19 protein-coding genes, 1 tRNA gene and 2 other annotated features are annotated in these 22,284 nt (G+C 37.8%); of the genes, 17 read left to right on the top strand and 3 right to left on the bottom strand.

What is annotated here, in order from left to right; translation table 11 throughout:
• The 8 genes from dnaA (at position 1) to FN924_RS00040 (ending at position 10,311) form a co-directional block, all read left to right on the top strand.
• Entirely contained in the window at positions 1-1,356 is a 1,356-nt protein-coding gene (gene dnaA / locus FN924_RS00005; RefSeq protein WP_143891521.1) for a chromosomal replication initiator protein DnaA, read from the top strand.
• A gap of 187 nt (positions 1,357-1,543) precedes the next feature.
• Positions 1,544-2,686 carry a DNA polymerase III subunit beta gene (gene dnaN / locus FN924_RS00010; RefSeq protein WP_143891522.1) on the top strand — a complete coding sequence of 381 codons (1,143 nt, stop codon included), beginning with the start codon at positions 1,544-1,546 and terminating at the stop codon, positions 2,684-2,686.
• Positions 2,687-2,884: 198 nt separating this feature from the next.
• On the top strand, positions 2,885-3,103 hold the full coding sequence (gene yaaA, locus FN924_RS00015; RefSeq protein WP_158633893.1) for a S4 domain-containing protein YaaA: 219 nt from the start codon (positions 2,885-2,887) through the stop codon (positions 3,101-3,103).
• A 17-nt stretch (positions 3,104-3,120) separates the two neighbouring features.
• Entirely contained in the window at positions 3,121-4,242 is a 1,122-nt protein-coding gene (gene recF / locus FN924_RS00020) for a DNA replication/repair protein RecF (RefSeq protein ID WP_143891524.1), read from the top strand.
• A 1-nt stretch (position 4,243) separates the two neighbouring features.
• Positions 4,244-4,528, top strand: coding sequence for an extracellular matrix regulator RemB (gene remB / locus FN924_RS00025; RefSeq protein WP_143891525.1), 285 nt, complete (start codon positions 4,244-4,246; stop codon positions 4,526-4,528).
• Between the two features lie 69 nt (positions 4,529-4,597).
• Positions 4,598-6,523 (top strand): DNA topoisomerase (ATP-hydrolyzing) subunit B, encoded by a 1,926-nt coding sequence (gene gyrB / locus FN924_RS00030; protein WP_143891526.1) that lies wholly within the window; start codon positions 4,598-4,600, stop codon positions 6,521-6,523.
• Positions 6,524-6,637: 114 nt separating this feature from the next.
• Positions 6,638-9,112, top strand: coding sequence for a DNA gyrase subunit A (gene gyrA / locus FN924_RS00035; protein WP_143891527.1), 2,475 nt, complete (start codon positions 6,638-6,640; stop codon positions 9,110-9,112).
• 113 nt (positions 9,113-9,225) lie between these two features.
• The gene (locus FN924_RS00040) at positions 9,226-10,311 is read left to right on the top strand and encodes an HD-GYP domain-containing protein (RefSeq protein WP_143891528.1); all 1,086 of its coding nucleotides are present in this window, start codon (positions 9,226-9,228) and stop codon (positions 10,309-10,311) included.
• A 49-nt stretch (positions 10,312-10,360) separates the two neighbouring features.
• Here the strand turns inward: FN924_RS00040 and FN924_RS00045 are convergent, their stop codons facing one another.
• Complete coding sequence (locus FN924_RS00045; protein ID WP_143891529.1) at positions 10,361-11,314, bottom strand: YaaC family protein; 954 nt, start codon at positions 11,312-11,314, stop codon at positions 10,361-10,363.
• Between the two features lie 208 nt (positions 11,315-11,522).
• Between FN924_RS00045 and guaB the strand changes: the two genes are divergently transcribed.
• The 9 genes from guaB to proC all read left to right on the top strand — a co-directional run bounded on the left by guaB (position 11,523) and on the right by proC (position 20,840).
• Positions 11,523-12,992 (top strand): IMP dehydrogenase, encoded by a 1,470-nt coding sequence (gene guaB, locus FN924_RS00050; RefSeq protein ID WP_143891530.1) that lies wholly within the window; start codon positions 11,523-11,525, stop codon positions 12,990-12,992.
• A 265-nt stretch (positions 12,993-13,257) separates the two neighbouring features.
• Positions 13,258-13,932: a uracil-DNA glycosylase gene (locus FN924_RS00055; protein WP_228409518.1), complete on the top strand. Its 675-nt coding sequence runs from the start codon at positions 13,258-13,260 to the stop codon at positions 13,930-13,932.
• A 115-nt stretch (positions 13,933-14,047) separates the two neighbouring features.
• Positions 14,048-15,382, top strand: a complete 1,335-nt coding sequence (locus FN924_RS00060) for a D-alanyl-D-alanine carboxypeptidase family protein (protein WP_228409519.1) — start codon at positions 14,048-14,050, stop codon at positions 15,380-15,382.
• A gap of 154 nt (positions 15,383-15,536) precedes the next feature.
• Positions 15,537-16,421: a pyridoxal 5'-phosphate synthase lyase subunit PdxS gene (gene pdxS, locus FN924_RS00065; RefSeq protein WP_143891531.1), complete on the top strand. Its 885-nt coding sequence runs from the start codon at positions 15,537-15,539 to the stop codon at positions 16,419-16,421.
• Between the two features lie 43 nt (positions 16,422-16,464).
• A complete protein-coding gene (pdxT, locus tag FN924_RS00070; RefSeq protein ID WP_143891532.1) occupies positions 16,465-17,040 on the top strand; it encodes a pyridoxal 5'-phosphate synthase glutaminase subunit PdxT in 576 nt (191 codons plus the stop codon).
• A 56-nt stretch (positions 17,041-17,096) separates the two neighbouring features.
• Positions 17,097-17,306, top strand: a binding site (T-box leader).
• Between the two features lie 60 nt (positions 17,307-17,366).
• Entirely contained in the window at positions 17,367-18,641 is a 1,275-nt protein-coding gene (gene serS / locus FN924_RS00075) for a serine--tRNA ligase (RefSeq protein WP_143891533.1), read from the top strand.
• 109 nt (positions 18,642-18,750) lie between these two features.
• Positions 18,751-19,383: a hypothetical protein gene (locus tag FN924_RS00080; protein ID WP_143891534.1), complete on the top strand. Its 633-nt coding sequence runs from the start codon at positions 18,751-18,753 to the stop codon at positions 19,381-19,383.
• Positions 19,384-19,476: 93 nt separating this feature from the next.
• A tRNA-Ser gene (locus FN924_RS00085) sits at positions 19,477-19,569 on the top strand.
• Positions 19,570-19,726: 157 nt separating this feature from the next.
• Positions 19,727-19,950 (top strand) — a binding site (T-box leader).
• Between the two features lie 50 nt (positions 19,951-20,000).
• Positions 20,001-20,840: a pyrroline-5-carboxylate reductase gene (gene proC / locus FN924_RS00090; protein ID WP_143891535.1), complete on the top strand. Its 840-nt coding sequence runs from the start codon at positions 20,001-20,003 to the stop codon at positions 20,838-20,840.
• A gap of 54 nt (positions 20,841-20,894) precedes the next feature.
• Here the strand turns inward: proC and FN924_RS00095 are convergent, their stop codons facing one another.
• Both FN924_RS00095 and FN924_RS00100 read right to left on the bottom strand, forming a co-directional pair.
• Positions 20,895-21,575: a deoxynucleoside kinase gene (locus FN924_RS00095; RefSeq protein ID WP_143891536.1), complete on the bottom strand. Its 681-nt coding sequence runs from the start codon at positions 21,573-21,575 to the stop codon at positions 20,895-20,897.
• Entirely contained in the window at positions 21,572-22,213 is a 642-nt protein-coding gene (locus FN924_RS00100) for a deoxynucleoside kinase (protein ID WP_143891537.1), read from the bottom strand. The genes FN924_RS00095 and FN924_RS00100 overlap by 4 nt, the downstream gene beginning before the upstream one ends.
• Between the last annotated feature and the right edge of the window lie 71 nt (positions 22,214-22,284).

Genomic DNA, 22,284 nt, shown 5'->3' on the forward strand with positions numbered 1-22,284 from the left:
TTGGAAAATATAGCCGAGCTATGGTCAAGCACACTTCAGTCTATACAAGAAAAAATAAGTAAACCTAGCTTCGATACCTGGCTAAAAAACACAAAGGCAGATTCTTTGGAGGATGATACTTTAGTCATTTCAGCTCCTAATGAGTTTGCTAGAGATTGGCTAGAGAGCCGATATACAACACTTATTTCCGATGCTTTATTTGAAGTGACTGGTGCAAATTTAAAGACCAAATTTATTATTCCAGAAGTAGAAAGTGATGTAGATCAAGTAAAGCCAGCTGCTAAAAAGGCACCTGATCAAACTTCTGCACAAACGAGCAATGAATCACCTAAATCTATGCTTAACTCCAAATACACATTTGATACATTTGTTATTGGATCTGGAAATAGATTTGCTCACGCTGCATCTTTAGCTGTAGCAGAAGCACCCGCTAAAGCGTACAACCCCCTCTTTATTTATGGAGGCGTAGGCCTTGGAAAAACTCACTTAATGCACGCGATTGGCCATTATGTATTAGACCATAACCCTTCTGCAAAAGTGGTTTATTTATCATCAGAAAAATTTACAAATGAGTTTATTAACTCTATTCGAGATAATAAAGCAGTCAACTTCCGTAATAAATACCGGAACGTAGATGTTCTATTAATTGATGATATTCAATTTCTAGCAGGAAAAGAACAAACACAAGAAGAATTTTTCCACACATTTAATACGCTGCATGAAGAAAGTAAGCAAATTGTCATATCTAGTGACCGTCCTCCGAAAGAGATTCCTACTTTAGAGGATCGCCTACGTTCTCGTTTTGAGTGGGGATTAATAACGGATATAACACCACCTGATTTGGAAACAAGAATTGCAATACTTCGGAAGAAAGCCCGTGCTGAAGGCTTAGATATACCTAATGAAGTTATGCTTTATATCGCAAATCAAATTGATACGAACATTCGAGAATTGGAAGGAGCACTTATTCGTGTAGTTGCCTACTCATCTCTTATTAATAAAGATATAGATGCATCTCTAGCAGCTGAGGCATTAAAGGATATCATCCCGAGTTCAAAACCGAGAGTGATTACTATTCAAGCGATTCAAGAGATTGTTGGAGAAAAATATAATATAAAGCTAGAGGAGTTTGCTGCGAAAAAACGGACAAAATCCATTGCATTCCCTCGACAAATTGCCATGTATTTATCAAGAGAACTTACGGATTTCTCTCTTCCTAAAATAGGAGAGGAATTTGGTGGACGAGACCATACAACCGTAATCCATGCACATGAGAAAATCTCCAAAATGATTAGTGATGATCAACTATTACAACGAGAAATAGAAGATATTAAAGAAAGCTTAAAGTCATTTTAAACTATCCACATGTGAATAATGTGAAAAACTATGACAAACTATCAACAAATTATCCACAAGGGACTTTTTAGTTATAACGATAATCTTTTAAAGTTATCCACATAATCACAGTCTCTATTACTATTACTACTATTATTTTATTAATAATAAATAATATATATGACTTCCTTTAGGAGGATTTTTATTTATGAAATTTGTAATCCAACGTGATCAGTTAATGAACAGTGTTCAAGATGTTATGAAAGCCATCTCTTCTAGAACGACAATCCCTATTTTAAGTGGAATAAAAATAGAGGTATCCTATGAAGGAATTAAGTTAACAGGAAGTGATTCCGATATTTCTATTGAATCCTTTATACCAGTGGAGGAAAACGGAGTAATATATGTTGAACAAATCGAACCTGGAAGTATTGTCTTACAAGCTAAATATTTCCCTGAAATCGTTCGAAAGCTTCCACAAAAAACAGTGGAAATGGAATCAGATACAAACTTACAAGTGACAATTCGATCTGGAAGTGCAGAATTTCATTTGAATGGATTAGATGCAGACGAATATCCACAATTGCCACAACTGCATACGGAAAATAGCTTTGAAATCCCATCTGATTTGTTAAAAGGATTGATTAAGCAAACTGTATTTGCTGTTTCCACTATTGAAACGCGACCAATTTTAACAGGAGTCAACATGAGTATTGAAGACGGGTCCTTAAGCTTTGTGGCAACAGATAGTCACCGTCTAGCATCAAGAAAAATTCCACTTCAATCTGAAGAATCACTCCCACAGATTTCCAGTGTCGTGGTACCTGGTAGAAGTTTAAATGAATTAAATAAAATTATTGAAGATTCTCAGGATAGTATCGAAATAAGCGTGACGGAAAATCAGATTTTATTCCGAACACAACACGTATTTTTCCTATCTAGATTATTAGATGGTAATTATCCAGAAACATCTCGATTAATACCTGAGCAAAGTAAGACCATTGTTTACAGTCCGACAAAAGAGTTGTTACAAGCGATTGATCGTGCTTCCCTTCTAGCCAAAGAAAGTCGAAACAATGTTGTTCGTTTCCAAACAAAAGATGGCAATCAAGTAGAAATTAGTAGTAATTCTCCTGAGGTAGGAAAAGTAGAAGAAGAAATTACAGCAAAATCCATCGAAGGAGAAGAACTAAAAATTTCCTTTAGTGCGAAATACATGATGGATGCTTTAAAAGCAATTGATAGTGACCAAGTAAAAATTGAGTTCACTGGTGCGATGCGTCCATTTATTATCCGTCCGATGGATAACGATCAAATACTACAGCTAATATTACCAGTAAGAACCTATTAATAAAAACACTCTTATCGTTACTCGATAGCGATAAGAGCTTTTCTTTTTATATGGTAAAAATATTCTTATAGGACGTTTACTAAAAATGTAAATTTATGAATATACTAACAAATAAAAGTTAGCTTTTCTTCCATTTCTTTTCTTCTGGTTAAATCTTTAGTAAAATAAAATGAAGGCTAAAAAAATAGGTGATACGAAATGATGGAACAAATTGAAATTCATACAGAATATATTCCGCTTGGCCAATTTTTGAAATTGGCTAATATTTTGGAGTCAGGTGGAATGGTAAAAATGTTTTTAGCAGAAAATGGTGTTTTTGTTAATGATGAATTCGAGAATCGAAGAGGTCGAAAACTTTATCCTGGTGATAAGGTAACGGTGGAAGGCATAGGCACCTTCCAAGTCGTACAACAATAAGTGGAAAGGGTAATACTATGCACATACGCGAATTAACCCTTAAACATTATCGCAATTATGAGCATTTAGACATTCATTTTGATGATAAAATCAATGTGATAATTGGTGAGAATGCTCAAGGTAAAACCAACTTGATGGAAGCTATTTATGTGCTTGGATTCTCTAAATCGCACCGAACTCCTAGAGACAAAGAATTGATTCAATGGGATGCGGAATATGCTAAAATAGAAGGTAGTGTTTTTAAAAGAAATCGGACGTTCCCGCTTGAGATTGTTTTTTCTGCAAAAGGGAAAAAAGCAAAACTAAATCATATAGAACAACGGAGATTAAGTGATTATATCGGGGCATTAAATATTGTCATGTTTGCCCCAGAGGATTTAAACCTTGTAAAGGGAAGCCCGCAAATTCGAAGACGATTTATTGATATGGAAATTGGGCAAGTCCAACCCGTCTATATTCATCATCTTGGTCAGTACCAAAAGGTTTTAAAACAAAGGAATTCTTTACTCAAAGAACTTCAGCGCAAGCCCAATGGAGATCGAACAATGCTCCATGTGTTAACGGATCAGTTAACGGAGCATGCTGCTGTTATTATAGAAAAACGTTTTTTGTTTTTAGAACTGTTGAGAAAATGGGCAAACCCGATTCATCAAGGAATCAGTCGAGGTTTAGAGAACTTAGAGATTAGCTATCAATGCTCAATAGATGTATCAGAAAGCCATAATAAGGAAAAAATAACTAGTATATTTTTAGAAAAATTCAAAGAAGTTGAATCACGAGAGGTAGAGCGAGGAACTACTTTAATCGGTCCTCATCGAGATGATTTGATCTTTTATGTGAATGATAAAGATGTACAGACCTATGGCTCACAAGGACAACAACGAACGACCGCTTTGTCATTAAAACTAGCGGAAATAGAACTAATTCACAATGAGGTTGGGGAATACCCAATTTTATTACTGGATGATGTACTAAGTGAATTGGATGATTATCGGCAATCCCATTTACTCGATACGATCCAAGGGAAAGTACAAACGTTTGTATCGACGACTAATGTGGATGGTATCAATCATGTGACGCTTGAAAAAGCGGAAATATTCCGAGTAGAACATGGAAAAATCGTTGGGACGGAGGAATGAAATGTTTATCCATATTGGAAGCGATCATGTCATTCAATCAGAAGACGTTATTGCAATTATAGATTATCAAATTATCTCGTCTTCCACGATTAATGAAGAAATGCTAGTCAATCAAAAGGAAATAGATAAGGTCAAAAATAGTATAGAGGATGAAGCGAAATCCATTGTCATTACAAAGGATGCTATTTATTATAGTCCCCTATCTGTCCTGACGTTAAAGAAAAGAGCAAGTATGATATCAACGATTAGCAAATTAGAAAACTACTCGGAGCTATTTGAGGAATAATGCGTATAATGCGTTTTGAATAGATGGAACAATCGTTCGAAAATACTTGTAAAAGTGTGGGTGAAATAAATGTCGATGGAAGAAAAGACTCAAACGGAACAAGCCTATGATGAAAGCCAAATACAAGTCCTAGAAGGGTTAGAAGCTGTAAGAAAACGCCCAGGGATGTATATAGGTTCAACCAATGAAAAAGGGCTCCACCACTTAGTGTGGGAAATTGTGGATAATAGTATTGATGAAGCACTTGCTGGCTATTGTGACCATATTCAAGTCATCATTGAAAAAGATAACAGTATTACCGTGGTGGATAACGGTCGTGGGATTCCAGTTGGAATGCATGAAAAGGCAGGAAGACCTGCTGTAGAGGTTATCATGACGGTTCTTCACGCTGGAGGGAAATTTGGTGGAGGCGGGTATAAAGTCTCCGGTGGATTGCACGGTGTAGGAGCATCTGTCGTAAACGCCCTCTCTACAAAATTAGAAGTATTTGTTCATCGTGACGGCAAGATTCATTACCAAAGTTTTTCACGCGGGATTCCAGATGAAGATTTAAAAGTGATAGGAGAAACAGAAATAACCGGTACTAGAACTCATTTTACTCCTGATCCCGAAATCTTTACGGAAACAAGAACGTACAACTTTGAAACGTTAGCAAACCGTTTAAGAGAGCTAGCATTTTTAAACAAAGGATTAGCCATCTCTATTGAGGATAAACGGACAGATTCAGAACCACAGAAGTTCTATTATGAAGGTGGAATAAAATCGTATGTAGAACATTTAAACCGCGCAAGAGAAGTACTACATGAACCGTTTTATGCTGAAAAAGAAGAAGATGGGATTAACGTAGAAGTATCCCTCCAATATAATGACGGATTTGCTAGTAATATATACTCGTTTGCCAATAATATTCACACCTATGAAGGTGGAACGCATGAATTTGGCTTCAAAACGGGATTAACTCGTGTCATAAATGACTATGCAAGAAAAAATAATTTATTCAAAGAAAATGATCCTAACTTAACTGGAGACGATGTACGAGAAGGCTTAACGGCAATTATTTCCATTAAGCATCCAGATCCACAGTTTGAAGGACAAACCAAAACAAAGCTTGGGAATAGTGAAGCCCGAACGATTACGGATTCTGCTTTTAGTGAGCTTTTCTCAAAATTCTTATTTGAAAACCCAGATACAGCAAGAATTGTTGTAGAGAAAGGGTTAATGGCATCAAGAGCGCGTATTGCGGCGAAAAAAGCAAGAGAACTAACTCGTCGTAAAGGTGCTTTAGAGGTTTCCAGTTTGCCAGGTAAATTAGCGGATTGCTCATCAAGAGACGCATCTATTAGTGAATTGTATATCGTAGAGGGTGACTCTGCGGGTGGATCTGCCAAACAAGGACGTGACCGCCATTTCCAAGCAATCTTACCTCTACGAGGAAAAATACTAAACGTAGAAAAAGCGAGATTGGATAAAATCTTATCTAACAATGAGATTCGAACTATCATTACTGCACTTGGAACAGGAATAGGCGAAGATTTTGATATTAGTAAAGCTCGTTATCATAAGATTGTGATTATGACAGATGCCGACGTCGATGGTGCACATATTCGAACATTATTACTTACCTTCTTCTATCGGTTTATGCGTCCATTGTTGGAGCATGGCTATGTATATATTGCCCAGCCCCCTCTTTATAAGGTTCAGCAAGGGAAGGCTGTATATTATGCCTATAACGATAAAGAGCTTGAGAAAGTGTTGAATGAAATTCCGAAAGCGCCCAAACCAGGCTTGCAACGTTACAAAGGTCTTGGAGAAATGAATGCAACCCAATTATGGGAAACAACAATGGATCCGGAATCTAGAACATTATTACAAGTTGGTTTAGAAGACGCGATGGATGCCGATCAGATTTTTGACATGCTAATGGGAGATAAAGTTGAACCAAGAAGAAACTTTATTCAGGACAATGCCCAATATGTGAAAAACTTAGATGTTTAATATTAGAAAAAAATAATGAAAAATGTGATATAGAGGTAGCTGCATATAGCTAGGTTTAGCTTCGCTATATGCTTCATTCGTTTTTCTCTTCCTCACTCAATAGGAGGTAATCGTATGGTCGACCAAAATCGCCCACAAGTTCAAGAAATTAATATCGGTCAAGAGATGAGAACGTCCTTCCTTGACTACGCGATGAGCGTTATTGTCTCCCGTGCTCTTCCAGATGTTCGTGATGGACTTAAACCTGTTCATCGTCGAATTCTTTATGCGATGAATGATTTAGGAATGCATGCGGACAAGGCGTATAAAAAGTCAGCACGTATCGTAGGGGATGTTATTGGTAAGTATCACCCACACGGGGACTCAGCTGTTTATGAAGCGATGGTCCGTATGGCACAGGATTTCAGCTATCGATACATGCTAGTAGATGGACATGGTAACTTTGGTTCGGTAGATGGAGACCCAGCTGCTGCGATGCGTTACACGGAAGCAAAGATGTCCAAAATATCGATGGAATTACTCCGAGACATCAACAAAGATACGATTGATTATCGAGATAACTATGATGGTTCAGAAAGAGAACCAGTTGTCCTCCCGTCTCGTTTTCCTAACCTACTAGTAAACGGAGCATCCGGGATTGCGGTTGGGATGGCAACCAATATACCACCACATAACCTAAGAGAAACGATTGATGCAGTTCTGGCCATTAGTAAGGATCCAGATATAACGATTGATGAATTAATGGAAAGCTATATTTATGGACCTGATTTTCCTACAGCTGGTCAAATTCTAGGTAGAAGTGGAATAAGAAAAGCATTTGAAACGGGAAGAGGTTCTATTACGATTCGTGCGAAAACAGAAATTGTAGAGCATGCGAATGGGAAATCTACAATTCTGGTAACTGAACTACCTTATCAAGTAAACAAAGCAAAGCTTGTAGAAAAAATCGCAGAGCTTGCCCGTGATAAAAAAATTGATGGAATTACGGATCTTCGAGATGAATCGGACCGTAATGGAATGCGTGTTGTCATTGAGCTACGTCGTGATGCGAATCCGAATGTTATTTTGAACAATCTGTACAAGCTTACAGCCTTACAATCTTCATTTGGAATTAATATGCTGGCACTAGTAGATGGACAGCCAAAAGTATTAAACTTGAAGCAAGCACTCCATTACTATTTAGAGCATCAAAAAGTTGTAATCCGTCGTCGTACGGAATATGAATTAAAGAAAGCAGAAGCAAGAGCACATATTTTAGAAGGTTTACGTATTGCTTTAGATCATTTAGATGAAGTAATTGCTCTCATTCGTCAGTCCCAAACAACGGATATTGCTCGTGAAGGATTGATGACAAAGTTTGAACTTAGTGAAAAGCAAGCACAAGCTATTCTAGATATGCGTTTACAACGTTTAACTGGATTAGAACGTGAAAAAATTGAAGAAGAATATAAAGAGTTAGTTAAACTAATTGAGGAATTAAAGGCAATCTTAGCAGATGAAGAAAAAGTATTAGAAATCATTCGAGAAGAGCTGACAGAAATTCGTGATCGTTTTGGTGATGATCGCAGAACGGAAATCTTAATTGGTGGAACGGACTTTATTGAGGATGAAGACTTAATTCCAGAAGAAAATATCGTGATTACGCTCACTCATAAAGGCTATGTGAAGCGACTACCTTCTTCTACTTATCGAGCACAACGCCGTGGTGGACGAGGTGTCCAAGGAATGGGAACGAATGAAGATGATTTTGTGGAACATCTCGTTTCAGCTTCTACACACGATACGATTCTTTTCTTTACGAACAAAGGAAAAGTCTACCGTGCAAAAGGATATGAGGTTCCCGAGTTTGGACGAACAGCAAAAGGGATTCCGATAATTAATCTGTTAGAAATTGAGAAAGATGAATGGATTAATGCCGTAATTACCGTTGAAGAATTCGTAGATGATTGGTTCTTATTCTTTACGACAAAACAAGGTATTTCCAAACGAACAGCCTTAAGCCAATTTGCAAATATTCGAAAAGGTGGACTCATTGCTTTAAACCTTCGAGAAGAAGACGAATTAATCTCTGTAAAACTAACCGATGGATCGAAGCACATTATGATAGGGACTCAAAATGGTTACCTCATTCGATTCCCTGAAGATCAAATTCGTTCCATGGGTCGAACCGCTGCTGGTGTCAAAGGGATATCTTTACGTGGCGATGACATGGTTGTGTCGATGGAAATTATTGAAGAGGGCTTACAAGTATTGAACGTCACAGAAAATGGATATGGAAAGAGAACCCCAGCTTCAGAGTACCGAATTACGAATCGCGGTGGGAAAGGTATCTTCACTTCCAATATTACAGATAAAACAGGTAAAATAGTTGCAGTAAAAGCAGTTACAGGGGAAGAAGATGTAATGATTATTACCGTTTCTGGTGTCCTCATTCGTATGCCAGTAGAAAGTATTTCGGTAACAGGGAGAAATACACAAGGTGTACGCCTTATTCGTCTACAAGAAGAGGAAAAAGTAGCAACTGTTGCAAGAATTGATACGGATGATGAAGAGATAGAAAATGAAGAGGAAGTACAAACAGAAGAATAAGTGAACTTCTGATTTTAGCTGCTATCCCCCTGCTGAATCAAGCAGGGGCTTTTTAAAATAGGTGATTTGATGCTAACAGGTTGAAGGGGAAAACACTGAAGGGGAGAAAGAATATGCAAGTTCATCCATCTCAATTAGTTCCGGGTTGTATAGTTGTTACAGATGTTATGGGTAAAACCAACCGCCCGATTGTTCCTAAGAATACGACTCTTGATGAACAAACGATTGAATTTCTGATGAAGTTTTTAGTGGAAAAAGTAGAGGTTTCATCTCGGTTATCGTATGGTGCACCTTTTATTCCAAAAGAAGTACTACCAGAAGAACCTGTTCAAGTAAAAACAGAAACAGTGGAAGAGCCGGAAACGTTTGAAGAGCTATACTTTCATTCCGTACAGGAATTCAAGAAGTTATTTGAAGGATGGCAAAGTAGTCAAAGTATTGATATTAATAAACTACGAAAATTTGTTTTACCTCTGTTTGAAAAAATAGAGGAGGTACATGATCAGCTATACGATATTCATCAGTATTCTAATTCAAAGGATTATTTCTATCATCATGCTGTCGCAACTGGAATATTATCCGCATATTTATCCAGACAAATGGGCTATCAGAAAGAGTGGATTCAAGTAGGGATTGCAGGGTTTTTGGCTGACTCTGGAATGGCTAGAGTAGATGAGGACTTAATAGGAAAACAAGGGAAATTTACGGATAAAGATTTAAAAGAGATGCGGAATCATCCTACATTCTCCTATCGGATGGTGGAAAACATTCCTTCTTTATCTAAAGGGGTTAAGCTTGCAGTATTACAACATCATGAACGTTTAGACGGTTCAGGTTATCCCTTAAAAGTAAAGAAAGCTAAAATTCATCCGTATGCAACGATTATTGCAGTATGTGATATGTACCACGCGATGACTTCTGAACGTGCTCACCAGGCTAAACAATCACCTTTCTTAGTGATTGAACGAATGGAAAGAGAGCAATTTGGTAAACTAGATCATGAAGCACTTCAAGCCCTAGTGAAGAGTTTAACTAGTTTTTCCATTGGAACGAGAGTAAGGCTTTCTAACGAGCAAGAAGGAGAAATTGTCTTCATAGAGGATAAAGCTCCTACTCGTCCCATGGTAAAACTGGATAATGGGAAAATTATCACACTCAGAACAGATATGAATCTTTATATTCAGGACATTATAGCTTAATTTATTTATCAAGCAATAGGACGGGTCACAGAATGGAGACCCGTCCTATTTATTTTTGCTTAAATAAAAACTCTCCTAATAGAAATGGAACTTTGACTGTGGTAATAGCTAAAAATTGTTTGATAAATGGATAGTCTTCGTTTGCTTTCGTATGAATGAGGTCTCCCCACCATTCTGTTTCATACCGACAAATCATACTCAGGTTATACAACAACAAATAATGTATCATCACTTCGTCATACGTGTGATAATAATGCCGTTTTGCTGGAAAAAAATAGGTGGATTTTATTTGATGGAATAGAAATGGTCCCTTAGAAAGGCTAGATATAGGCTTTTCCAAAGAAATTAAAAATTCACCTCCCCTTTTTTCTAAACTGACCTCTCCTATATCTTTTTTTAACCTCGACAAAAATGCATTCTCAGTAAGATGGTATTGATCTAACACTTCTTCTGGAAATATATAAACACCCCTTTTTCCTTCACCAATGTCTATAAGCGAAGGATTTTTTCGTAAGAAATAAAACATTTCCGTCATTTCTGGAATCGAAGCAAGCAGTTGTTCCATATTTCTTTTCTCCATGTTGACATGATCCACATCAAATAAGTATTGAGAAAAGTAAGGAAACAGCCCTTTTTGTTGAACCTTCACTTCATCCTGTAAGAAAGAATAGTCTTGTTTTTTTCTCTTCCGTGTCGATACACCATGTGCTAAAACAGTTGTATTCTCAGGATAAGTGGGCCTTTGTGTTAATAAGCAGGCTTTGATGAGATGAACCATGCCATAAAATAATAATATAGGCTGCACGGTCATAGGAGATTGTGCAGCTGTTTGATAGAACGTGTGTCCATGCTCTAAGTAATATAAAAAACGATAGCTGTTTTGATAACTATATGTATCTGCTTCGTCCATGTTTTGTTTTTCATAGGTTTGCTGTAAAAATTGCTGGGCTGTGCTTGCAGATTGTAAATAATCAATAAACTGCTTAATCGTTGAAAGTGACATAATACTCCTTTCCCACCGACGGAAACGGTTAAAAATTACTAGTCATATAGTCAAATAATTCTGTATTCTTTCATGTAATAGAAAATGGTTGAAAAAGAAAATTGATTGAAGTATTGTAAATAACAATAAGTATCGATAGAGCACTTTTATGGTTGTTTTTCTATTCTTATCTTAACCAACTTTTTTAAACCAAATAAGGAGGAGAATCATGAGGGAGGACAAATTTGCAAAGGAAGGGTTAACGTTTGATGATGTACTTTTAGTTCCAGCTAAATCGGAGGTACTTCCTAGAGATGTATCCATTAAGACTAGCTTATCACCAAGACTAAACTTGAATATGCCACTTATAAGTGCCGGTATGGATACGGTGACAGAGGCAGAGCTTGCAATTGCGATGGCAAGACAGGGCGGTATCGGAGTCATTCATAAAAATATGTCGATAGAAGAGCAAGCGGAGCATGTTGATCGTGTTAAACGATCAGAGAGCGGTGTTATTACAAATCCGTTCTATTTAACACCAGATAATCAAGTATTCGATGCAGAGCACTTAATGGGGAAATTTCGAATTTCTGGTGTTCCAATCGTAAATAACGAGGAAGAACAAGTATTAGTTGGAATTATTACAAATCGTGACTTACGTTTTATTCAAGACTATTCCATCAAGATTTCCGAAGTAATGACAAGTGAAAACCTAGTGACAGCACCAGTCGGAACCACCTTAGAAGACGCTGGTGAAATCCTACAAAAGTATAAGATAGAAAAACTACCATTAGTAAATGAACAAGGGGTACTAAAAGGACTTATCACTATTAAAGATATCGAAAAAGTAATTGAGTTTCCGAATTCTGCGAAAGATGCTCAAGGAAGGCTATTAGTAGGTGCAGCAGTCGGGGTTACAGCTGATGCAATGAAACGAATTGAAAAGCTAGTAGAAGCAGGTGTGGACGTATTAGTTATTGATACCGCACACGGTCATTCACAGGGAGTTATTAACTCTGTGAAAGAAGTACGGAAGCAATATCCAGATATTGATATTATTGCAGGAAACGTTGCGACAGCAGAGGCAACAAAAGAGTTGATTGACGCAGGTGCAAATATTATAAAAGTAGGAATTGGCCCAGGCTCCATCTGTACAACACGCGTTGTAGCTGGGGTAGGGGTTCCACAGATTACAGCGGTTTATGATTGTGCTCGTGAAGCGGATAAGCATGGTGTCCCAATTATTGCGGATGGTGGAATTAAGTATTCTGGTGACATCGCAAAAGCCTTAGCAGCAGGTGCACATGCCGTAATGCTAGGAAGTTTATTTGCAGGAGTTACGGAAAGTCCTGGAGAAACTGAAATTTTCCAAGGAAGAAGATATAAAGTATATCGTGGCATGGGCTCTGTAGGTGCTATGAAGTCTGGTTCCAAGGATCGTTATTTCCAAGACACGGAAGAAGCGAAAAAATTAGTTCCAGAAGGCATCGAAGGACGTGTCGCGTACAAAGGTCCTTTATCGGATACGGTCCACCAACTTTTAGGCGGACTTCGTTCTGGTATGGGATATTGCGGAGCAAAAGATTTAGAAAATCTTCGTAACGATGCCCAGTTTATACGAATGACAGGTGCTGGTCTGCGAGAAAGCCACCCTCATGATATCCAGATTACAAAAGAATCACCGAACTATTCGGTATAACGTCCATTAATTTAGATGAAACGGGGATAAAACCAAAATTACTGCTCTTGAACCGAATAATGCACATGAGATGCTCCTACAGAATGCTCCGCTTTCCGTAGCGTCGAACTAGCAGTTCTCAAGTAAGAAGGAGAAATAACCGAACCTTTATTCGAATTGTTGAAAGAATCACGAATAAAGGTTCGGTTTTTGTTAAAGTTTTATATGTTTGTCTCTTTTTTTTGGATTGCTAGAAAAAAAGTTATGTAAGAAAGGTGAGATTGATTTGTTCGTGTTACCGGATAACGATTGGAAACCAATCATGCAAGAAGAAATGGAAAAAGACTACTTTAAATCCCTACAGCAGTTTTTACGGCAAGAATATGAACAGCATATAATTTATCCCAAAAAAGAGCAGGTTTTTAATGCCTTACGTTTAACAAGTCTATCGGATTGTAAAGTATGTATATTAGGACAGGACCCCTATCACGGACCAAATCAAGCACATGGTCTAAGTTTTTCCGTACAACCTGGACAGAAAATTCCACCGTCTTTACGAAATATGTATAAGGAATTACAGAATGATTTGAATGTTCCAGTTCCTAAAGATGGTTATTTGGTAAAGTGGGCAAAGCAAGGGGTTCTTCTGTTAAATACAGTCCTAACCGTTCGGGATGGACAACCAAACTCGCATCAAAAAAAAGGATGGGAGACCTTTACAAATCGAATAATTGAAGTCTTAAATAACCGGTCAGAGCCCGTTATTTTTCTATTGTGGGGTAAACATGCACAAGACAAACAAAAACTCATTCATGCGCAGCATCATCATATTCTGGTTGCTCCTCATCCAAGTCCCCTATCAGCTAGACGAGGTTTTTTTGGGAGTAAACCTTTTTCAAAAATAAATGATCTTCTAGTAAAAGAAGGAGTAGAAAAAATAGATTGGAACTTATCTTCTTAGAGATAAGAAATTAGGAAAAAATCCTAGTAACCCCCCTACAAAAGGAAGTTTCCCTTTCCTATTTCGTATGATAAAATAGCCTAGATGTAAACTAAATTGGTGGAGGTAGAGAAAGTTGAAACGTATTTTTCAGGCATCATTGATTTCTATCATGGCGGTGCTTCTTACTTTAACAACGTTCAGTGTTAGTCCAACAGTCACAAGTGCAGATAGTTTTGATGTACAAGCTGAATCTGCAATATTAATTGATGCACAAACAGGAAAGATTTTATATGCTAAGCAACCGGATATTAAGTTGCCTCCAGCAAGTATGACTAAAATGATGTCAGAGTACTTAGTATTAGAGGCTATTGATAAAGGAAAAATTAGTTGGGAAACGACAACCCAAATTAGCGATTATGCATATTCTATCTCTGCAAATGCAGAGTTTTCAGGTATAGGTTTAACCCAAAGTAAAGATTATACCGTTCGTCAACTTTATGAAGGAATGGCTATTATTTCAGATAATGCGACTACTATCGCTCTAGCAGAACTAATTGCAGGTTCTGAGGGCGAGTTTGTAAAAATGATGAATGCAAAAGCAAAGGAATGGGGCTTAACAGATTTTCAATTTGTGAATGCTACAGGTCTTTCTAATGAGGATTTAGGAGAAAACTATCCAGAAGGAACGGATCCAAAAGGACAGGATTTATTGTCTGCTAAGTCAGCAGCTCTTATTGCGTACCATATTGTGAATGAATATCCAGAGGCGTTGGAAATTTCTAGTACAATGAGATCAGAATTGGATGGTAGAGAATTACAAAACTTAAATTGGATGCTTCCATGGGAAGATACGAACTTTAAACAGTTCTATATGGAAGGGGTAGATGGATTAAAAACAGGATGGACCGATGAAGCGGGGTATTGTTTCACTGGAACTGCAGAACGAGATGGGCGTAGATTAATCTCTGTAGTCATGAAAACCTCTAGTAAATCGGCACGATTTGTGGAAACGAAAAAATTATTAGAATACGGTTTTAATACGTTTGCAAATCAAGAGTTATATCCAGCAGGCTATCAGGTTAAAGATGAATCTGTTATTCCTGTTGTAAAAGGAAAAGAGGATCAAGTAGAGATTGCATCTGCTAGTCCTGTTGTTACTACTATTAAAAACGGGGAAGAAAAAGCCTATGAAGTAACCTATCACCTTGATAAAGACAAATTATCAGAGGATGGAGAGCTTGTAGCTCCTGTTAAAAAGGGCGATAAGGTTGGAACAATGGAAGTTACCTACACAGGTGATAATGATTATGGTTATGTGTTAGGGAAAGAAAAGACCCAAACGGTTGATCTTGTTGCCACAGCTACGGTAGAAAAAGCAAATTGGTTTATGCTAACGATGGGGGCTATCGGAGATTTCTTCTCTAACTTATTCTCTGGAATTGCAGATACAGTGAAGGGCTGGTTCTAAACGGACCTTAAATATGTATCACATATCGGAATTCATACCTAAATAGTTGGGTATTTTTCCAATTTACGATACAATATAGCTTAGATTTAAACTTGCCTCGATTTTCTAGTAAGGAACAGGCAGTTATCATAGAGAAAAATGGAGGTATTATCAGATGTCTAACCTAGGTACAGATCGTGTAAAACGTGGAATGGCGGAAATGCAAAAAGGCGGCGTTATTATGGACGTTGTCAATGCAGAACAAGCGAAAATTGCAGAAGAAGCTGGAGCAGTAGCAGTAATGGCTCTAGAGCGTGTTCCTTCTGATATTCGTGCAGCAGGTGGAGTAGCAAGAATGGCGGATCCTACTATCGTAGAAGAGGTTATGAATGCTGTTTCCATTCCTGTTATGGCAAAAGCACGTATTGGTCATATCGTAGAAGCTCGTGTACTAGAAGCAATGGGTGTTGATTATATTGATGAGAGTGAAGTATTAACACCAGCAGATGAAGTGTTTCACTTAAACAAACGTGATTACACGGTTCCATTTGTTTGTGGATGTCGTGACCTTGGAGAAGCAGCTCGTCGTATCGGTGAAGGAGCATCTATGCTTCGTACAAAAGGGGAGCCAGGAACAGGGAATATTGTAGAAGCGGTTCGTCACATGCGTGAAGTACAAGCTCAAATCCGTCGACTTGTAGGCATGACTGAAGATGAAATCATGACATTTGCGAAAAATTTAGGCGCACCATACCATGTTTTATTAGATATTAAAGAAAACGGAAAATTGCCAGTTGTAAACTTCGCAGCAGGTGGAGTAGCAACTCCAGCAGACGCAGCGCTAATGATGCAGCTTGGTGCTGATGGTGTTTTCGTTGGATCAGGTATTTTTAAGTCCGATAACCCTGAAAAATTTGCAAAAGCTATTGTAGAAGCAACGACTCATTACGAAGATTATGAATTGATTGGAAAGCTTTCTAAAGGGTTGGGAACTGCGATGAAAGGGATTGAAATCAGCAGTTTAACTCCGGAACAACGTATGCAAGATCGTGGCTGGTAAAAGATAAAGAGAGATCACTCCAGCAACAAAGGGGAATACAATCATGACAAAAATTGGTGTACTGGGACTGCAAGGCGCTGTTCGAGAGCATATTCACTCGATTGAGGCTTCAGGTGCCGAGGGTCTAATAATCAAAAGAAAAGAGCAATTAGAAGATATTGATGGGCTAATTCTTCCTGGTGGAGAAAGTACGGCAATGAGAAGGTTAATCGATAAGTATGATTTTTTAGAGCCTTTAAAGGCATTCGGTCAATCAGGAAAGCCAATCTTCGGTACATGTGCAGGAATGATTCTATTAGCAAAAGAGATTAATGGCCAAGAATTTGCACACTTGGAACTGATGGATATGAAGGTCGAGCGTAACGCATTTGGCCGTCAAAAAGAGAGTTTTGAAACCAAGCTACCGATTAAAGGAATTGCAGAAGATTTTGATGCTGTCTTTATCCGTGCACCTTATGTGCTAGAAGTTGGAGATCAAGTAGAGGTGCTAGCAACATTCAATGGGAATATTGTTGCGGCACAACAGGATCATTACTTATGTAGTGCATTCCATCCGGAATTGACGGATGACCATCGTGTAACAGGACATTTTGTTAAAATGGTAAAAGAAAGATCGTAAGGGTACTTGCAATCGTTTCTTAAGATTTGGTATTCTATATTCAAATTAATGAGCGAGGAATTGATTAGATAGGAACTAGTAACTTGTGCGTTCTCTTAAGAGAGTCGATGGTTGGTGTGAATCGATGAGAATAGCTTGTGAATCCATCCTTGATCAGGCATAGAAAAACTATGCCCGGTTAACACCGTTATTGTGAAGTGAGCCGGAAGACTTATGTTGTCTTCAATCAGGGTGGTATCGCGGGAATAAAAACTCTCGTCCCTATGTTTCTTAGGGATGAGAGTTTTTGTTTTTATATCGCTCTTTAAGTAGAAGGAGGAAAAAGTATGTTGGATTTAAAATATGTACGAGAAAATTTTGCGGAAATAAAAGAAAAGCTTTCTATGCGTGGAGAGGATTTAACCGACTTAGGGAAGTTCGGAGAATTAGATGAAAAAAGAAGACAGTTAATTGCTGAAACAGAGGAATTAAAAGCAAAGAGAAATGAAGTTTCTAAAGAAATTTCTGTCTTAAAGAAAGAAAAGAAAGATGCAGACGCTCTTATTGTAGAAATGCGTGAAGTAGGCGATAAGATTAAAACGTTGGATACAGACTTGAAGGAAGTAGAAGAACAATTAGAACAGCTGCTTCTTTCTATTCCAAATATTCCTCATGAGAGTGTCCCAATGGGTGATAGTGAGGACGACAATGTGGTGGTTCGTACATGGGGAGAGACTCCTGATTTAGGGTATGAAGCTAAGCCACACTGGGATTTAGCAACAGAATTAGATATCCTTGACTTTGAAAGAGCTGCGAAAGTAACTGGAAGTCGGTTTGTCTATTACAAAGGGTTAGGAGCACGATTAGAGAGAGCCTTAATCAATTTTATGATGGACTTGCATGCGGATCAGCATGGCTATCAAGAAATGTTACCTCCGCAATTGGTAAATCGTACGAGTATGACAGGTACAGGTCAATTGCCAAAGTTTGAAGAGGATGCTTTTAGAATTGAGGAATGGGATTATTTCTTAATACCAACTGCAGAAGTACCTGTAACGAACTATTATAGAGATGAGATTTTACATGTGGATCAACTCCCACAAAAATTTGTAGCGTATAGCGCTAATTTCCGTTCTGAAGCAGGATCTGCTGGACGTGACACACGTGGACTTATCCGTCAGCATCAATTTAATAAAGTAGAGCTTGTTCAATTTGTCAAACCAGAAGACTCATATGCCGTATTAGAAGAACTAACGGGGCATGCAGAAAAGGTTCTACAGCTGCTAAAGCTACCATATCGAGTAATGAGCATGTGTACAGCTGATTTAGGCTTTACAGCAGCCAAAAAATACGATATTGAAGTTTGGTTACCAAGCTATAATACGTATCGTGAAATTTCTTCTTGCTCTAACTTTGAAAGCTTCCAAGCGAGACGTGCTGGCATCCGCTTCCGAAGAGAAGAAAAAGGAAAGCCAGAATTCGTTCATACATTAAACGGATCTGGATTAGCAATCGGAAGAACGGTTTCTGCAATCTTAGAGAATTATCAACAAGAAGATGGTTCTATTATCGTTCCAGAGGTCCTTCGTCCGTATATGGGTGGAAAAGAAGTAATCAAATAAAAAGTATAAAAAAACCAGATTCATGTACATGTAATCTGGTTTTTTATTGGTATTGAACCATAGTATGGTACACTATTATCTGGTTAGGATTCGAAAAGGAGGTGGAATGATGAAGAGGCTGCTTTTTATAAGTTTTTTGTTCTTCACTTGTTTTGCTTTGACTGCATGTAACGATTCAGATAAAAAACAGGTAGAATCTAAGAATGATTCGGGAAAAACTAATTGGGTAAAAAGTGTAAATCTCACAGATAGGGAAATGGCCATTTTGGCAACCACTACTTCCTATGCAAATGTCTTTGACTTTAAAGTAGATGATTCTTATTCACAGGCATCGGTATGGGTAGAAAAATTTGTATCAGGGAAAGAAGTCAAAACGAACATAGGTCCGTTAACCACTGATATAGAAAGGAAAGGATCTATTATATTCACAACTTCAGAACCGCCTTTGGAATCAAATGAGATCATTTTTGAAATAGGAATTCATAGTGAAGGTAGTACATCGTCCTCTCATAATACTGACATGATTTCAAAAGTGAAATTAGAAAATAAATCTAGTATGATACATAGTGTTAGCAGTATATCGCTAGCTGATGAGGAGTTAGTTCTGGCGACGATTTGTTTGACAGATGATCAAGGAATGACTTCTATCCCACAGGAATTTTATGAAGATATGGAAAGTCATTTGGATGTATTAAAAGAATATGATATTGTATATGTGCTAAAGGCAAAATTTAAGGAATAATACATTTATATGGGACTCATTTATTTAGTATAAATAATTTCTATTTTTATTTGACACACTAATAGAAAGATGATATATTAAATTTTGTCGCACGGAGGAGTACCCAAGTCCGGCTGAAGGGATCGGTCTTGAAAACCGACAGGGGCTTCACGGCTCGCGGGGGTTCGAATCCCTCCTCCTCCGCCATTAAAAGCGCATATAATTTGGAGATTATAGATAAAAAAATCGTTACCTCGGTAGCGATTTTTTTATGCCTAATTTTAGTTAAAATAAGTGAGAATATTCGAAAAACACTTGACATACAGTATAAATGAAGGCATAATACTAAAAAATAATTAGATGAATATAGGCGAAGAACTGGCCATTAAATAATAAACAAATGGTAGAGAGTGAAATCCACCGGCTGAAAGATTTCTCATGTTGTTGTTATGGAAACCTACCAGGGAGCCGTCAAGAAAACTTGACCGTTAACCGAACGTTATCGGATGAAGAGGACATTGATCTTTTGTGAGAAAGGCAATGTCAATCAAGGTGGTACCGCGGGATAAGCCTCATTCCGTCCTTTTTATAAGGACGGGGTGGGGTTTTTAAATTGGAATAGATGACAAGAGAGGAGGATAAAAGTGAGTCAGCGTATTGCATTTATCGGAGCAGGATCGATGGCAGAAGCCATCATATCGGGGATGATTGCACAGGGCTTTGTAAAGTCAAACCAAATCATTGTTACAAACAGAGAAAATCGAGAACGACTTGCATTTTTAGGTGATAAATATGGGGTGAGGAACACTCCGGTTAAAAGAGAAGCGATTAAGGATGCTGATATCATTGTTTTATCTATGAAGCCTAAGGATGCTAAGGAAGCTTTGAGTGAAGTAAAAGAATATATTCAGGAAAACCAACTTGTTATCTCTGTTCTTGCAGGAGTAGCTACATCCTTTATGGAGGATTTGATAGCCAAAAAGGTTTCCGTTGTACGAGCGATGCCTAATACATCTGCGATGATTGGTTTCTCTGCTACAGCTATCGCCGCCGGTACCTATGCAACCGAGCAAGATGTAGAAAAAGCAAATCAACTTTTCCAAACGATTGGGACGACGACTATTGTAGAAGAGAATAGCCTCCATGCGATTACAGGCCTATCTGGAAGCGGACCAGCTTATATCTATTATTTAGTAGAGGCCATGGAACAGGCAGCATTAGAGGAAGGAATTGATTCGGATACAGCAAAGGACTTAATTATACAAACATTGATGGGTGCTGCAGAAATGCTAAAACAAACCGAAGAGAAACCTGCTGTGCTACGCCAAAAGATTACTAGCCCTGGTGGAACGACACAAGCTGGATTAGAAACGCTTGATCAGTATCGGTATCAAGAAGCACTACAAGCATGTGTCAAACGAGCTACTGAGCGTTCTAAAGAACTAGGGCGGTTATTTGAGGAGACACCTTTAAATTGATTATCCCAAGTGAAAAGGAGCAAATAGTTATTAGCTATTCGCTCCTTTCCTAATTTAAGTTAATTGTCCAGATTTCCATTTACGGGACTGTTGAATAAAGTGCCCGACTTTCTCCAGAATATAATCAATGGAGGTTTCATCATGGACAAGATCGTAATCTGCGATGTTTAACCGAAGTACTGGGCAGGCATTAAAGCTATTAATCCAGTTATCATAACGATGAAACATCTCTTCCCAATAACTTAATGGCGTTTGTTGCTCCATTGGACGACCTCTTTCTCGAATTCGCCCGATAATATCGTCAAAGGACCCTTCTAAGTAGATGAGCAGATCTGGATGTGGAAAATATGGTGTCATTACCATTGCTTCAAATAGACTCGTGTATGTCTCATAGTCTACTGCATTCATCGTACCTTTTTCATAATGCATTTTTGCAAAGATACCAGTATCCTCATAAATAGAGCGATCTTGGATAAAGCCACCACCGTATTCGAACATTCTCTTTTGCTCTTTAAAACGCTCGGCTAGGAAGTAGATTTGTAAGTGAAAGCTCCAACGTTCAAAATCCGCATAAAACTTGTCTAGGTACGGGTTTGTATCTACTTTTTCAAATGATGTTTTAAAGTTAAGCGCGTTTGCTAAGGAATTAGTCAGTGTGGATTTTCCAACTCCAACGGTTCCAGCGATGGTAATGATACTATCGTGAGGGATATTATATCGTTCCCGTTTATTCATTGGACTACTTCTCCTTTTTTTAGATGGTCTTGGATGAGGCTTATGATATGATCTAAATCACCTTGGTTCTTTACAAAATCTAGTTGATCCCCATTTAAGCGCACAACAGGAATGTCAGAGTTTTCCGTTTCAAAATGATTCATAAAGTGATTGTAATCCAGAGATAATTGCTGTAAGTAAGATGCTTGAATATTCTGCTCAACATCTCGACCTCGCATTTGAATTCGCTCTAAAAGGGTTTCTAAGCTTGCATCCAGGTAAATAACCATATTTGGTTTTGGCATATCTTCCGTTAAGATGTTGAAGATATTCTCATATTTTGCAAGATGCTTTTCATTAAGCGTACGTCTTGCAAAAATCATGTTTTTTGCAATGTGGTAATCCGCAATAACGGGTTTCCCCTTTGATAAATAATTACTTTCGATATCCTCTAATTGCTTATATCTATTACAAAGGAAGAACATTTCCGTTTGAAAGCTCCACTCTTCGATATCATCATAAAATTTACCTAGAAAGGGATTTTCCTCGACAATTTCTTTTAATAAGTGAAATTGAAAATGAGAGGATAATTTATTTGCTAGTGATGTTTTTCCCACTCCTATTGGGCCTTCAACCGCAATAAAAGGAAGTTGTCCCATTTCTTCTCCCCCTATTCGCTACAAACTTATTCGATAAAATGTGACAGATAAACTTTATTTTATCATATCAC

It is taken from the genome of Radiobacillus deserti (genome assembly GCF_007301515.1).
Classification (GTDB): Bacteria; Bacillota; Bacilli; order Bacillales; family Amphibacillaceae; genus Radiobacillus; species Radiobacillus deserti.

What these genes read in the sequence shown, in the direction of transcription:
- FN924_RS00040 (WP_143891528.1), top strand. Translation starts at nt 9,226, where the DNA reads ATGCAAGTTCATCCATCTCAATTAGTTCCGGGTTGTATAGTTGTTACA.
- remB (WP_143891525.1), top strand. Translation starts at nt 4,244, where the DNA reads ATGTTTATCCATATTGGAAGCGATCATGTCATTCAATCAGAAGACGTT.
- pdxT (WP_143891532.1), top strand. Translation starts at nt 16,465, where the DNA reads ATGACAAAAATTGGTGTACTGGGACTGCAAGGCGCTGTTCGAGAGCAT.
- gyrB (WP_143891526.1), top strand. Translation starts at nt 4,598, where the DNA reads ATGTCGATGGAAGAAAAGACTCAAACGGAACAAGCCTATGATGAAAGC.
- serS (WP_143891533.1), top strand. Translation starts at nt 17,367, where the DNA reads ATGTTGGATTTAAAATATGTACGAGAAAATTTTGCGGAAATAAAAGAA.
- gyrA (WP_143891527.1), top strand. Translation starts at nt 6,638, where the DNA reads ATGGTCGACCAAAATCGCCCACAAGTTCAAGAAATTAATATCGGTCAA.
- pdxS (WP_143891531.1), top strand. Translation starts at nt 15,537, where the DNA reads ATGTCTAACCTAGGTACAGATCGTGTAAAACGTGGAATGGCGGAAATG.
- dnaN (WP_143891522.1), top strand. Translation starts at nt 1,544, where the DNA reads ATGAAATTTGTAATCCAACGTGATCAGTTAATGAACAGTGTTCAAGAT.
- yaaA (WP_158633893.1), top strand. Translation starts at nt 2,885, where the DNA reads ATGATGGAACAAATTGAAATTCATACAGAATATATTCCGCTTGGCCAA.
- FN924_RS00100 (WP_143891537.1), bottom strand. Translation starts at nt 22,213, where the DNA reads ATGGGACAACTTCCTTTTATTGCGGTTGAAGGCCCAATAGGAGTGGGA.
- FN924_RS00080 (WP_143891534.1), top strand. Translation starts at nt 18,751, where the DNA reads ATGAAGAGGCTGCTTTTTATAAGTTTTTTGTTCTTCACTTGTTTTGCT.
- FN924_RS00095 (WP_143891536.1), bottom strand. Translation starts at nt 21,575, where the DNA reads ATGAATAAACGGGAACGATATAATATCCCTCACGATAGTATCATTACC.
- FN924_RS00045 (WP_143891529.1), bottom strand. Translation starts at nt 11,314, where the DNA reads ATGTCACTTTCAACGATTAAGCAGTTTATTGATTATTTACAATCTGCA.
- guaB (WP_143891530.1), top strand. Translation starts at nt 11,523, where the DNA reads ATGAGGGAGGACAAATTTGCAAAGGAAGGGTTAACGTTTGATGATGTA.
- recF (WP_143891524.1), top strand. Translation starts at nt 3,121, where the DNA reads ATGCACATACGCGAATTAACCCTTAAACATTATCGCAATTATGAGCAT.